Genomic DNA, 13227 nt, shown 5'->3' on the forward strand with positions numbered 1-13227 from the left:
AATTGTTATAAGATCGCGATAATATCAGTTATAATCGCAACAATCTTTGTGGGAAAGCAACTATGAGCCAGTTTTTCTATATTCATCCCGATAACCCTCAGCCGCGTTTAATTGCGCAGGCGGCGGAAATCCTGCGTAACGGCGGCGTTATCGTTTATCCTACCGATTCGGGTTATGCACTGGGTTGTATGATCGGCGATAAGCATGCGATGGATCGTATTGTTGAAATCCGTCATCTGCCGGAAGGGCATAATTTTACCCTGATGTGCAGCGATTTATCGGAACTTTCCAATTATTCGGTGGTGAACAACGTGGTGTATCGGTTAATTAAAAATAATACGCCCGGACGTTACACCTTTATTTTGACCGCCACCAAAGAGCTGCCGCGCCGTTTAATGACATCGAAACGCAAAACCATTGGGATTCGCGTGCCGGATAATCAGATTGCGCTGGATTTGCTGAAAGAATTAGGCGAGCCGATTTTATCCTGCTCGCTGATGCTGCCGAACGAAGAGCATATTACTCAGTCGGATCCGGAAGAAATCCGCGATAGGCTGAAAAACCGGGTGGATCTTATTATTCACGGCGGTTATTTGGGGCAGGAAGCCACTACGGTGGTGGACTTGACCCGGGAAACACCGGAAATACTGCGTGAAGGCAGTGGCTCGATTCAGCCTTTTATTTAACCAAAGACGCTTGTGAAAGCGACAAGGACATTTATGAAATTTCAGACCACAGACAGCCCGAAAAAACTCAGGGAAAAACGACCGCACTTTAGCTCATCTTCCGCAACCTCTAAAAGAGAAGTGAAAGAGATGGCGGCACCGACAAAAAATACCGTTGCCGAAGGGGAAAAATTACAGAAAATATTGGCTCGCGCAGGGCAGGGTTCTCGGCGCGAAATTGAAGGAATGATTTCCGCTAATCGCGTCAGCGTGGATGGGAAAATCGCCGCCTTGGGGGATAGGGTAAAACTGTATCCGGGGATCAAGATACGTATTGACGGGCATCTGGTGAATCTGGCCGCCGCTCAAAAAGAGCTCTGTCGCGTATTAATGTACTATAAACCGGAAGGCGAACTCTGTACCCGTCATGATCCGGAAGGACGGGCGACAGTATTTGATCGTTTGCCGCGCCTGACCGGCTCGCGTTGGATTGCGGTAGGCCGTCTGGATATTAATACTTCCGGATTGCTGCTGTTTACAACCGACGGCGAACTCGCCAACTGCTTAATGCACCCGAGTCGGGAAGTGGAACGCGAATATTCGGTACGGGTGTTCGGTCAGGTGGACGATGCGATGCTGAACCGTTTGAAAAAAGGCGTTCAGTTGGAAGACGGGCCGGCCAATTTTAAGGCCATTAAGGCCACGGGCGGCAGCGGAATGAACCAATGGTTCGATGTGGTTTTATCGGAAGGACGCAACCGGGAGGTTCGTCGTTTATGGGAGAGCCAGGGGATTCAGGTCAGTCGTCTGATTCGTATTCGCTACGGTAATATTCAACTGATGAAATCCTTGCCACGCGGCGGCTGGGAAGAAATGCCTCTCGAGCAGGTTAATTATTTACGCGAACTGGTGGGGTTAGCGCCGGAAACGGAAAGCCGTCTGGATATTACGAAAACCAAACGTCGACCGAAAACGGCTAAAATTCGTAAGGCGGTAAAACGCTACTCCGAACAGAGTAAACGTTATAAAAAATAAAAGATGCTTAGCTTAGTTCACCGCTCGCTGTATTTTACCCGATACATTTAATCTTTATTACCGTTATGTTAATCGGTTAAACGGAAGGTCCTATGAAAATCCAGCAATTACGCTATATCGTTGAAATTGTAAATCAAAATTTAAACGTTACCGAGGCTGCCAATGCGTTATATACCTCTCAACCGGGGATCAGTAAGCAGGTCAGATTACTGGAAGACGAATTGGGCCTGGAAATCTTCGAGCGTAACGGTAAGCATATTAAATCCGTTACCCCGGCAGGTAAAAAAATCGTGGCCATCGCTCGCGAATTGCTGGTAAAAACCCAGAGTATTAAATCCATAGCCAATGAATACACCCAGCCCAATCACGGCGTATTACGGCTGGCGACTACGAATACGCAGGCGCGCTATGTGCTGCCTTCCGTAATCGAACGTTTTTCCAAACAATATCCGGATGTTAGCCTGCACGTCCATCAGGGGTCGCCTAATCAGCTATATGACGCATTGTTGTCCGGTGAGGTAGATTTTGCTATTACCACCGAAGCACAGTATTTATTTGATGATGTGGTACTATTGCCCTGCTATATGTGGAATCGGTCTGTGGTGGTAAAACCCGATCATCCTCTGGCACAATGTGAAAACCTGACCATTGAGGAATTGGGCAAATATCCGTTGGTTACCTATACTTTCGGTTTTACCGGCGTTTCCGATCTGGATTATGCCTTTAATCGGGCGGGAATTTTACCGAATATCGTATTTACCGCAACTGATGCGGATGTGATTAAAACCTATGTTCGTTTAGGGCTGGGGGTGGGTATTATCGCCTCGATGGCGCATACGGAAGCGGATACCGATTTGCTGGCGCTAGACGCCAGCCATTTGTTCAAAGCGAGTATGACGCAGATTGCATTTAAACATAGTACCTTTCTGCGTAATTATATGTATGACTTTATTAATTATTTCTCACCGCATTTGACCCGTCCGCAAGTAGAAAAAGCGGAAAAGCTGCGCGACAATAATGCCGTGCAGAAGATTTTTGAAAATATTGAATTGGAAGTCAGATAATAGTTTTGTCCTAAAAAGAAAAAGGAGAGATCAGTCCGTGAATCTCTCCTTTTTTTGTATTTATTACTCTATTTTAGAGGAAAACCTTTTCTGTACCAGATAATCCCCAACATCAGCAGGGTAAGGGCTGAATAAATCACCAACATCCATTCGGTACCCTTGAGGGACAGATAATAATGAAACACTGCTAATGCTAACGCCAAGTAAGAGAGTTTATGTAAACTCAACCAACCCGTCTTTATTTTCCGCCGCAGCAATGACAGGGTACTTAACCCCGTTATGCCGAACAGCAGAAAACTCAGCGCTCCCGCTATAAGGTAACTGCGTTCGGTCAGTTCGTGCAGGAAAAGTTCAATATCCGTGTTTAGCTCAAGGACGAAGTAGGAGAGGATATGAGCTAAGCTATAAAATATCCCCCATAGTCCGAGCGCACTGTGTAAAGCCAAAAGCCTTGGCATTTTCAACAGCGCTACCACTAATCGCAGTAGGAATAAGGCAATAAAGATTGTTAATCCGCTGAAACCGAGAAAATGTTGAATCCCTTTTATCGGATCCGCGCCCAAATTTTCTGCGCCGGTATAGAGTACCAGAGCCAACCATACTAAGGGTAAAAAGCAACACAGATGAGCGACGATCCGCAGGAAGGAAGCTGCAAACATCAGAAATGTTCCTTCAAATCCAAATTGGCGTATAAGTGCCCGACTTCCTTCTCATAACCGTTGAACATCAATGTAGGCTGACGCTTAATATCAAATAGGCCGCCTCCGCCGATAACCCTTTCGCTTCCTTGCGACCAACGAGGGTGATCCACCTTGGGATTCACATTGGCATAAAATCCGTATTCTTTAGGGGCGAGTATATTCCATGTCGTTTGCGGTCTGTGTTCCTTCAGACGAATCTTGGCGATGGATTTGATATTTTTAAATCCGTATTTCCAAGGTACGACTAAGCGTATCGGGGCGCCGTTTTGCGGCGACAGCGTTTTACCATAGAGTCCCACCGCCATAATGGTCAGCGGGTGCATGGCTTCCTCCATGGTCAGACCTTCGACATAAGGATATTTTAACCCGCCGCCGAAGAAGATGTTTTTCTGACCCGGAATATTATCCGGATCATAAATTGTTTCAAATTCGACAAAACGGGCCTTTCGCGTAGGTCTGACCAAAGCCAGTAATTTATTCAATTCAAAGCCAATCCATGGCACTACCATCGACCAGGCTTCTACACAACGCAGGCGATAAATCCGTTCTTCCAGCGGAAACTGTGTAAGAAGCTGCTGCATATTTATAGTAACGGGATTTTCAACCTCACCGCTGATCTCAATGGTCCAGGGGTCGGTTTTCAATGAAGAAGCATATTTGGCGGGCGCTTCCTTGGGCACGCCGAATTCATAGAAATTATTATACCCGATCACTTTATTTTCCGGAGTTAAGGACAGGTTCTGTCCGGATTCGTCCTTGATAAAATCCAACGGGCGACGCGCGTCCTTTTCCGTCGCAGCCGCTTTAACCCAACTAGGTACGGCAACAGAGGTACCGATAATTCCCATAGCCTGAATAATTTTACGTCGTTGATGAAAAATTCCTTCCGGCGTAATGTCTTTTTCGGTCAGTTTATCCATAATTTCCTCCTGTTGCGGCCTTCTTATTTATCTAGCGCTTTGTTGTTTCTTTCTTATCGGATTTGAAGACCTTTATCCCTGGCACATATATCCGAGTGATGTTCTCCTTATCTTATGCCCATGACATCATGTCCGATTCCATATCCTTTGTTATCGACTTCCTTTGAAATCCGATGCAGGCAATCCATTCTGTCCGTGCGGCAGTTTCCTGCTTTCCGCCGGCGAGAATCTTGCAAAGGTTAGCGAGATATAATTGCCTGCATTTCGATTTTTTTCCTATTCTCTTTCTGACCATTGAAAGTTCAGAGTGAGAATTTCATCTTTCTACCCGCCGGGGCTTCCCATATATATCGACCAGTGCCGAAGGCTCATCCTGAGGGCAAAACATCGATATAGTGATGGCGGCGGGTAGCAGATATATCAGGAATTGCTTCCTGAATTGGCGTGAAATCCTTTTCACTTTACCTTAGTCGTGGTATAAACGAAATTCTTACAATTTTTTTCAGGAAAATATAAAAAATGGAGAAAAAAGGATTTCATTGTATATCAAATCGACAAATTCTTGAGATTAGAGAGCAAATGCTGAATTTCGCCAATTTGCAATTGCAGAATATCGTATTGGCGGAAGATATCGTACAGGAAGCGTTGCTCAGCGCCTTAAAGAATATCGACAAATTTCAGCGTCAGGCGGCGTTAAAAACTTGGATATTTGCTATTCTGAAAAATAAAATTATTGATTATTTACGTAAGAAAGGCCGTTTTGTGCTGGAAAGCGAAATAGAAAACGAAGAGGGCAAAAATAATTTTTTTGATGATAAAGACCATTGGAAGGAAGAATATTATACCTACAGTTGGCAGGCTTCCGAACAGGCGGTGTACTCCGATCAGTTCTGGGTATTATTCGAAGCCTGCCTGACTTATTTGCCGGCAAAACAGGCCAGAGTATTTATGATGCGGGAATATCTTGATCTTTCGGCCAACGAAATTTGTATGCAAACGGAGATTTCTACGTCTAATTTACATGTACTCTTATATAGAGCCCGTTTACAGTTACAAAACTGTTTGTCTGAAAAGTTATCTTAAATAAGGAGATTAATATGAAGTGCGCCCAGGCCACCCGCGCTATTTCCGATGCCAGAGAGCGGGAGCTGAAATGGTCCGAAAAGGCGGGATTAATGAGCCATTTGCTGATTTGCCCCTATTGCCGCGGATTTAAACATAACTGCGAAGAGATGAGCAAGATGATGAAAAGCTTTGCGGCTCAAAGCAAGGATAAAGAACAAAAATAAGCACAAAAAAATGCCTTGATAGCGAATCAAGGCATATATTGATGAGGAAATTGTTTTCCGATTAGAAATTGGCGTTGCGCGGCGAACGCGGGAAGGGGATAACATCTCGGATATTCTGTACGCCGGTTACATAGACGATCAGACGTTCAAAACCTAATCCGAACCCGGAATGAGGTACGCTGCCGTATTTACGTAGATCCCGATACCACCAGTAATCTTCCGGATTAAGTCCCATTTCCGCCATACGCCGGTCTAATACCTGTAAACGTTCTTCACGTTGCGAACCGCCGATAATCTCGCCGATACCCGGTGCCAGAACGTCCATTGCGGCAACGGTTTTGCCGTCGTCGTTTAAGCGCATATAGAAGGCTTTAATATCTTTCGGATAGTTTTTTACCACCACCGGCGATTTAAAATGTTCTTCGGCTAGGTAGCGTTCGTGCTCGGAGGATAAATCGATCCCCCAGGATACCGGGAATTCAAAGGTTTTACCTGATTTTAACAATACTTCAATGGCATCGCTGTAATCGATTTGGGCGAAATCGGATTCAATAAAGTTTTCCAGACGACGGATTACGTCTTTATCCACATGCTTTTCAAAGAATGTTAAATCGTCTTTACGTTCGTTTAAAACGGCGCGGAACACATATTTCAGCATATCCTCGGCCAGTTTGGCGTTATCTTCCAAAGTCGCGAAGGCCACTTCCGGTTCAACCATCCAGAATTCCGCCAGATGACGGGTCGTATTTGAATTTTCAGCACGGAAGGTTGGGCCGAAAGTATAAATTTTACTTAAGGCGCAGGCATAGGTTTCACCGTTTAGCTGACCGGATACGGTTAAAAAGGACTCTTTACCAAAAAAATCCTGTGAAAAATCTACCGCACCTTGTTCGTCGAGGGGAAGATTGGCCAGATCTAAAGTGGAAACTCGGAACATTTCGCCCGCGCCTTCGGTATCCGAAGCGGTGATCAATGGGGTAGCCACCCAATAAAAGCCGCGTTCGTGGAAGAAACGGTGAATTGCCTGTGCCAGGCAATGGCGAACACGGGCTACGGCACCGATAATATTGGTGCGCGGACGCAAATGCGCCACTTCGCGCAAATACTCGATGGAATGGCGTTTCGCCGCCATGGGATAGGTATCCGGATCTTCCACCCAGCCGCAAACTTCGACACTCTGCGCCTGGAGTTCCACCGCCTGACCTTGAGCCGGGGATTCCGCCACCGTACCGCTGACAATAACGGAGCAGCCCGTAGTCAGACGTAATACTTCGCTTTCATAGTTTTCGATATCATTAGCAACTATGGCCTGAATAGGATCAAAGCAAGAACCGTCATAGACGGCTAAAAATGAAAGGCCGGCTTTTGAATCGCGCCGGGTACGAACCCAACCGCGCACACAAACCTGTTCGCCGACGGCCGCTTTACCTTGCAGCACATCCGCGACGGATACGATTTTTGTCATGTTTACCTCAAGTTAATTAAGAATGGATCCGCATATAAGAAGCGTATCGGAAAATGCCGCTTAGTTTACCCTAAATCCGCATAAAAATCACCGCACTTTTAGCAGCGATGAAATAAGATTTAATGTAATCGATTTGTTAATGTTCTATTTGTTATTGGGGCGGACTTTGATAGAATAACGCGATTATTTTATGCTGGAGTTAGATGTACATAATGGAGAAAATTTCACCGGAAGCGGAAAAGGTGCGCGAGGCGTTGGTAGCAAAGGGTATAGAAACGCCTATGTTGCCTTCCGCTCAAAATAAGGATCAGCGCCGTGCGGCTATTGAAGCCCATATGCGCGAGGTTATGAAACTGATAGGGCTGGACTTAAGCGATGATAGCCTGGAAGAAACGCCGAACCGTTTGGCCAAAATGTTTGTTGATGAGATTTTTAGCGGACTGGATTATGCCAATTTTCCGAAAATCACCAATATTGAAAACCGAATGAAAGTCAGCGAAATGGTGTTAGTGAACGATGTTACCCTAACCAGTACCTGTGAGCACCATTTCGTGACTATCGACGGCGTAGTGTCCGTCGCCTATTATCCGAAGAAATGGGTTATCGGTCTCTCTAAAATTAACCGGGTGGTTGCGTTTTTCGCTCAACGTCCGCAGGTGCAGGAACGTTTAACCGAACAGATACTGTTGGCTTTTCAGACCATTCTGGAAACCGAAGATGTGGCGGTTTATATGAAAGCCACCCATTTCTGCGTCAAATGCCGCGGTATTAAGGATAGCAACAGCTATACGGTAACTTCGGCATTCGGCGGCGTATTTCTGAACGATCGTGAAACCCGCAAAGAGTTTCTGAGTTTGCTCGGTAAATAATCGGCGAGAGATAAATTAAATAAGAGAAAGGCATGGTGCTTAACCATGCCTTTTATGCCTAAGAGAGGCTTACAGATAACTCACCAACCGATTCAGATCAGCGTTTTTTCTTTCACGTTCGATTTTCTCGTCCTTATCTTTATCACTGCCGATTCTTAACAGGGCGATGATTTCATCCTGTTCGGAACAAGCACAGGCCTTGCGCAGAGCGCTGCCTTTTACCCATTTACCGCTGATCCAGACATTATCGAAACCTAAAGCATTGGCGGCCAGTTGAATCGAATAGGCGGCGCAACCGGCGGAAAGTAATTGTTCCGCAGGCGGTACTTTGCCGATATTGGGATCGATTTTTGCCACTACGGCGATGACCAACGGGGTCTGGCGTGCGATTCTTTCGATTTTTTTGCTGCTGTTTTCATCCATATTGAATTCGACGGCGGCCTGTTTAAGCAGCGTTTCGAATTTGTCCATGCTCTCATTCTGAATAACGATAAACCGATAGGGATGTAGTTTTCCGTGGTCGGGGACATGGAGCGCCGCCTGTAGAATATGCGCCAGCTGTTCCGGATTCGGGCCGGGGGCGGTCAGATTTTTAACCGAACGACGGGAGTTTAAAAGGGTTAAAGTATCCATGAAGATTTCCTCCTTTCCTTGTTATCGGATGCAATCTAAAGTGCGGTCAATTCTAGCATATTTTTCAAATTATGGTATTTTAAGCGGGATCAAAACAAACTAAGGATAAGTTATGAAGTCTATTGTCGCCTTTTTCCAATTCTGCTGGAACCTGTTGAATTTTATACGTAATTTAGTTATGAATATGATTTTTCTGGTTTTTGTTTTATTGGTTATCTTTATGATCGGCATCAGCCGAGAATCGGGTGATAAACGCAATGCGGAAAATATGCAGGGTGCATTATTATTAAATCTGGACGGCTATCTGGCGGATAATCGAGATGATAGTCTGGGTTGGCGTAAGGCGCTGCAGGAATTGGACGGACAGCGCGTACCGAGTAAAATTTCGGTATTTGATCTGGTATATGCCATTAGACATGCCGCCGAAGATGAGCGGATCAGCGGATTGGCGCTGGATCTGAATAATTTTGAAGGGGCGGGCTTACCGGCGCTGGAATATGTCGGTGATGCGATTCAACATTTCAAACAGAGTAAAAAAACCGTTATCGCCTTTGCGGATAACTATACTCAGAGCCAATATTTACTGGCTAGCTACGCTGATGAAATCTATCTTAACCCCATTGGTGCGGTAGAAATCCAGGGGCTGGCGGTAAACAACCTGTTTTTCAAATCCATGCTGGATAAACTGGAAGTCAACCCGCATATTTTCCGGGTGGGCACCTATAAATCGGCAGTGGAGCCTTTTCTAAGAGATGATATGTCGGCGGAAGCCAAGCAAAATTTGCAACGCTGGCTTGATCAAATGTGGAGCAATTATCAAAGTGCCGTTGCCGAGAATCGGCATATAGATAAAAAAGATGTTTTGCCGCCTTTACAAACCTATCTGAACGAACTTAAAACCCTAAAGGGTGATGAAGCTCGTTATGCTCAGCAACGTAAACTGATCAGTACTCTGGCGACTCGTCTGGAGCTGGAGCAAAAGCTCGTTGAGCTTTTCGGTAAAGATAATGAAGGAATGCCGAACATGCTGGAATTTGAAGGTTATCTGAAGCTGTTGCCGGATCGTATGGCGGTGGATAGCGGTGCGGAAAATAAAATTGCCGTTATTAATGTTGAAGGGGCGATTACGGACGGGGAAAGCGATGAAGAAAACGTTGGCGGAGATACTATCGCCGGATTGTTACGTGAGGCCTATGAAGATCAGAGGGTGAAAGCCGTAATATTGCGGGTTAACAGTCCCGGCGGCAGCGCTTTCGCTTCGGAAATTATCCGTCAGGAAACCGAAAATCTGCAAAAAGCCGGCAAACCTGTGGTCGTATCCATGGGCGAAATGGCGGCTTCCGGCGGTTATTGGATTTCCAGTACGGCAGATTATATCGTTGCCGATAAAAATACCTTAACCGGTTCCATCGGTATTTTTGCCATGTTCCCGACCTTTGAAAAGACCCTGAAAAAAGCGGGTATTTCTTCCGACGGAGCTGTTACCTCCCCCTTAAGCGGCGCTACGCCTTTCAGCCGTTTATCGCCGGAACTGAGCGATATTTATCAGCTACAGATCGAACGAGGCTATGACAAATTTCTTGATATAGTCAGCCGTGGCCGGGAGCTTTCCAAAGGGCAAGTGGATAAAGTGGCTCAGGGACAGGTTTGGTTAGGGCAGGAAGCCTTAAAACTGAAGCTGGTAGATGAGTTGGGCAATTTTGATGTGGCGGTGGAACGTGCCGGAGAACTGGTTAACCGTAACCTACAGGGTGGCGAAATGATTGAGAATTTTGCCGTTGAATGGTTCAACGAACGTGAAATCGGCACCTTTACCGCACTTCTGCGGGATCTGAAACGAGATATTAGCCTGTCCGTGCGGGAAGCCTGGGGACAAAGTCTAGGCTTAAGCCCATTGCTGAAGCAACTGGGTAAACAAAGTGAAGGCTTTAATGGTTTTAATGATCCTAAAGGGCAGTATTTGTATTGTCTGAATTGCTTCCGGGTAAATTAACCCTTGAACCCTAATTTTTACCGCCCGAATCCCAGGGCGGTTTTTTATTCCGCTCGAATTTTGTCCGACGCTAATTAATAAGAATGCCGGTATGATTCTTTGGGTTAATGGGTAAGGCTTGCTCGATAATAGCGACACCTTCTGCCAATTTCCATTTGATTCTATTTTGGGGATTGCATTCTTAGTTTTATTGGTGTAATTTATTCGTTACTTAAGTTGTAAATATTAATTTACAGTTAGAATATTTATATAAACTAAGGAAAGCAAAATGAAAGACAGCATTCATAACGTACATATTGTTGACGAAAAAGTACTGATCACCCCGGCTCAGCTAAAACATAAATTGCCGCTTCCCGCCTCATTACGCAGCCAAATAGAAACCCATCGTCGGGAAATTGCCGATATTGTGCATAAGCGTGATAAACGCCTACTGGTGGTTATCGGTCCCTGTTCCGTACATGATCCCGTTGCTGCATTGGATTATGCTAAGCGCCTGAAAGTTCTGAGCGAGGAATTAAAGGAGCAATTGTACCTGGTGATGCGGGTCTACTTTGAAAAACCGCGGACTACTGTGGGCTGGAAAGGTCTGATTAATGATCCTAATATCGACGGCAGCTTTGAGGTGGAACGCGGGCTGCATATCGGGCGTAAATTATTATTGGATTTAGCCGAATTGGGCTTGCCGTTAGCCACGGAAGCTCTGGATCCGATGACGCCGCAATATTTGGCCGATTTATTCAGCTGGTCTGCTATTGGCGCGCGTACTACAGAATCTCAGACCCATCGTGAATTAGCCTCCGGCTTATCAATGGCCGTAGGGTTCAAAAACGGTACCGACGGCAGTCTGGCCACGGCAATCAATGCGATGAAGGCGGCCTCTAAGGCACACAGTTTTATCGGGATCAACCAACAGGGGCAGGTGAATTTATTGCATACCGAAGGCAATCCCGACGGGCATGTTATTTTACGCGGCGGAAAAGCGCCGAACTATCAGGCTGAATTTGTCGCACAATGTGAACAGGAGATGAAGAAAGCCGGTTTGGAATGTTCGATTATGATTGACTGCAGCCATGGTAATTCCAATAAAGACTATCGTCGCCAGCCGATTGTGGCGTTAGATGCGGTGGCTCAAATTGTAGGGGGCAATAAATCCATTACCGGGCTGATGCTGGAAAGTAATATTCATGCCGGAAATCAGAGCGCTGAGCAGGCGGTGAGCGAAATGAAATACGGCGTATCCATTACCGACGCCTGTATCGATTGGGAAACCACCGAGGGTTTATTAAGGGATATCGCCGCAAGTTTAGCCGGGGTTAAGCACAGGGACTAAGGACGGGGGCGGAACAGCGTCATTTTAAATAGCGCCGCCCCTTGGCATCGGGCGGAAGTTATGTCAAATTAAACGCCCTATTCAGTTAACGGAAAAGGATATTATTGTGGAAAGATTAGCATCGCTGCGGGCGGAAATCGATCATTTGGATCATGCCTTGCTGGAATTGTTTGCCAAACGCCTGGCACTGGTAAAAAAAGTCGGTGAAGTGAAACGCCAGCACGGGCTGCCCCTTTATGTTCCCGATAGGGAAGCGGATATGTTGGCGGCAAGAAGAAGGGAAGCGGAACAAATGGGCATTTCCGCCGATTTAATTGAAGACGTGTTACGCCGCCTGATGCGTGAATCTTACCAACATGAAAACGCCTTCGGCTTTAAAACCGTAAACGAGGCTATTAAAAAAATCGTTATTGTGGGCGGCAGAGGAAAATTGGGCGGTTTATTTGCCCGCTACTTGCAGGCGTCCGGTTACCCTGTCGCTTTATTAGGGCATCAGGACTGGGGAGATGCGCAACAAATTATGGCGGGGGCGGATGTGGTAATCCTGTGCGTACCTATTGCTACAACCCTCGAAACCATTCAACGTCTGCAACCCTATTTACGCGATAATATGTTGCTGACCGATTTAACTTCGGTAAAACGGCAGCCTCTGGAAAAAATGCTGGAAGTGCATAAAGGGGCGGTGCTCGGCCTGCATCCGATGTTCGGTCCGGATATCGCCAGTATGGCAAAACAGGTGGTTGTGTGTTGCGACGGACGTTATCCGGAACGTTATCAATGGCTGCTGGAGCAGATAAGCATTTGGGGAGCTAGCCTTTATAAGGCGGATGCGGCGGAACATGATCGCAATATGACCTATATTCAGGCATTGCGCCATTTTTCCACCTTTGCTTACGGTCTGCATTTATCGCAACAACCGGTAAAACTGGCGCAGTTACTGGCTTTTTCCTCGCCGATTTATCGCCTGGAACTGGCTATGATCGGACGTTTATTCGCTCAGGACGGTGCGCTTTATGCGGATATTATAATGGATAAACCGGAAAATCTGGCGGTAATCGAAAGCCTGAAGCAAAGTTACGAAAACGGACTGGCCTTTTTCAAGAATAACGATAAAGAGGGCTTTATTCAGGCCTTTAATCAGGTGAAACAATGGTTCGGTGAATATTCCGAGCAGTTTATGCGCGAAAGCCGTCAGTTACTGCAACAGGCCAATGATTACCGAAAACCGGAATAAAACTAGGCCGGGAAAAGCAAAGGTTTTTG

13 protein-coding genes are annotated in these 13227 nt (G+C 46.1%); 9 read left to right on the forward strand and 4 right to left on the reverse strand.

The window, feature by feature from the left end:
• The first annotated feature begins 62 nt into the window (after positions 1 to 62).
• From EDC45_RS03895 to cysB, 3 genes are all read left to right on the forward strand, one after another.
• On the forward strand, positions 63 to 686 hold the full coding sequence (locus EDC45_RS03895) for an L-threonylcarbamoyladenylate synthase (protein WP_133543649.1): 624 nt from the start codon (positions 63 to 65) through the stop codon (positions 684 to 686).
• Positions 687 to 719: 33 nt separating this feature from the next.
• Positions 720 to 1700, forward strand: a complete 981-nt coding sequence (gene rluB / locus EDC45_RS03900; RefSeq protein ID WP_133543651.1) for a 23S rRNA pseudouridine(2605) synthase RluB — start codon at positions 720 to 722, stop codon at positions 1698 to 1700.
• 92 nt (positions 1701 to 1792) lie between these two features.
• Entirely contained in the window at positions 1793 to 2764 is a 972-nt protein-coding gene (gene cysB / locus EDC45_RS03905) for an HTH-type transcriptional regulator CysB (protein WP_133543653.1), read from the forward strand.
• Positions 2765 to 2832: 68 nt separating this feature from the next.
• On the opposite strand, the gene EDC45_RS03910 is transcribed toward cysB, so the two are convergent.
• Positions 2833 to 3423 carry a ferric reductase-like transmembrane domain-containing protein gene (locus EDC45_RS03910; RefSeq protein ID WP_133543655.1) on the reverse strand — a complete coding sequence of 197 codons (591 nt, stop codon included), beginning with the start codon at positions 3421 to 3423 and terminating at the stop codon, positions 2833 to 2835.
• Positions 3423 to 4385 carry a protein-methionine-sulfoxide reductase catalytic subunit MsrP gene (gene msrP / locus EDC45_RS03915; RefSeq protein WP_133543657.1) on the reverse strand — a complete coding sequence of 321 codons (963 nt, stop codon included), beginning with the start codon at positions 4383 to 4385 and terminating at the stop codon, positions 3423 to 3425. The genes EDC45_RS03910 and msrP overlap by 1 nt, the downstream gene beginning before the upstream one ends.
• 519 nt (positions 4386 to 4904) lie before the next feature.
• Here msrP and EDC45_RS03920 point away from each other — a divergent pair.
• On the forward strand, positions 4905 to 5468 hold the full coding sequence (locus EDC45_RS03920; protein ID WP_133543658.1) for a sigma-70 family RNA polymerase sigma factor: 564 nt from the start codon (positions 4905 to 4907) through the stop codon (positions 5466 to 5468).
• A 14-nt stretch (positions 5469 to 5482) separates the two neighbouring features.
• Positions 5483 to 5674, forward strand: a complete 192-nt coding sequence (locus EDC45_RS03925; protein ID WP_133543660.1) for a zf-HC2 domain-containing protein — start codon at positions 5483 to 5485, stop codon at positions 5672 to 5674.
• Between the two features lie 61 nt (positions 5675 to 5735).
• On the opposite strand, the gene asnS is transcribed toward EDC45_RS03925, so the two are convergent.
• Positions 5736 to 7139, reverse strand: coding sequence for an asparagine--tRNA ligase (gene asnS, locus EDC45_RS03930; protein ID WP_133543662.1), 1404 nt, complete (start codon positions 7137 to 7139; stop codon positions 5736 to 5738).
• Positions 7140 to 7351: 212 nt separating this feature from the next.
• Between asnS and folE the strand changes: the two genes are divergently transcribed.
• A complete protein-coding gene (gene folE / locus EDC45_RS03935) occupies positions 7352 to 8008 on the forward strand; it encodes a GTP cyclohydrolase I FolE (RefSeq protein ID WP_133543664.1) in 657 nt (218 codons plus the stop codon).
• A 69-nt stretch (positions 8009 to 8077) separates the two neighbouring features.
• Here the strand turns inward: folE and EDC45_RS03940 are convergent, their stop codons facing one another.
• A complete protein-coding gene (locus EDC45_RS03940; RefSeq protein ID WP_133543666.1) occupies positions 8078 to 8641 on the reverse strand; it encodes a nitroreductase family protein in 564 nt (187 codons plus the stop codon).
• Between the two features lie 112 nt (positions 8642 to 8753).
• Between EDC45_RS03940 and sppA the strand changes: the two genes are divergently transcribed.
• The 3 genes from sppA (at position 8754) to tyrA (ending at position 13198) form a co-directional block, all read left to right on the forward strand.
• Complete coding sequence (sppA, locus tag EDC45_RS03945) at positions 8754 to 10634, forward strand: signal peptide peptidase SppA (protein WP_133543668.1); 1881 nt, start codon at positions 8754 to 8756, stop codon at positions 10632 to 10634.
• Positions 10635 to 10902: 268 nt separating this feature from the next.
• Positions 10903 to 11964: a 3-deoxy-7-phosphoheptulonate synthase gene (locus tag EDC45_RS03950; protein WP_133543670.1), complete on the forward strand. Its 1062-nt coding sequence runs from the start codon at positions 10903 to 10905 to the stop codon at positions 11962 to 11964.
• A 106-nt stretch (positions 11965 to 12070) separates the two neighbouring features.
• The gene (gene tyrA / locus EDC45_RS03955) at positions 12071 to 13198 is read left to right on the forward strand and encodes a bifunctional chorismate mutase/prephenate dehydrogenase (protein WP_133543672.1); all 1128 of its coding nucleotides are present in this window, start codon (positions 12071 to 12073) and stop codon (positions 13196 to 13198) included.
• Positions 13199 to 13227: the final 29 nt, after the last annotated feature.

The organism is Mesocricetibacter intestinalis, assembly GCF_004363295.1.
Lineage (GTDB): Bacteria > Pseudomonadota > Gammaproteobacteria > Enterobacterales > Pasteurellaceae > Mesocricetibacter > Mesocricetibacter intestinalis.

Bases quoted from the DNA above. Each gene is read 5' to 3' on its own strand.
- EDC45_RS03895 (WP_133543649.1), top strand. From the start codon at position 63: ATGAGCCAGTTTTTCTATATTCATCCCGATAACCCTCAGCCGCGTTTA.
- rluB (WP_133543651.1), top strand. From the start codon at position 720: ATGAAATTTCAGACCACAGACAGCCCGAAAAAACTCAGGGAAAAACGA.
- cysB (WP_133543653.1), top strand. From the start codon at position 1,793: ATGAAAATCCAGCAATTACGCTATATCGTTGAAATTGTAAATCAAAAT.
- EDC45_RS03910 (WP_133543655.1), bottom strand. From the start codon at position 3,423: ATGTTTGCAGCTTCCTTCCTGCGGATCGTCGCTCATCTGTGTTGCTTT.
- msrP (WP_133543657.1), bottom strand. From the start codon at position 4,385: ATGGATAAACTGACCGAAAAAGACATTACGCCGGAAGGAATTTTTCAT.
- EDC45_RS03920 (WP_133543658.1), top strand. From the start codon at position 4,905: ATGGAGAAAAAAGGATTTCATTGTATATCAAATCGACAAATTCTTGAG.
- EDC45_RS03925 (WP_133543660.1), top strand. From the start codon at position 5,483: ATGAAGTGCGCCCAGGCCACCCGCGCTATTTCCGATGCCAGAGAGCGG.
- asnS (WP_133543662.1), bottom strand. From the start codon at position 7,139: ATGACAAAAATCGTATCCGTCGCGGATGTGCTGCAAGGTAAAGCGGCC.
- folE (WP_133543664.1), top strand. From the start codon at position 7,352: ATGGAGAAAATTTCACCGGAAGCGGAAAAGGTGCGCGAGGCGTTGGTA.
- EDC45_RS03940 (WP_133543666.1), bottom strand. From the start codon at position 8,641: ATGGATACTTTAACCCTTTTAAACTCCCGTCGTTCGGTTAAAAATCTG.
- sppA (WP_133543668.1), top strand. From the start codon at position 8,754: ATGAAGTCTATTGTCGCCTTTTTCCAATTCTGCTGGAACCTGTTGAAT.
- EDC45_RS03950 (WP_133543670.1), top strand. From the start codon at position 10,903: ATGAAAGACAGCATTCATAACGTACATATTGTTGACGAAAAAGTACTG.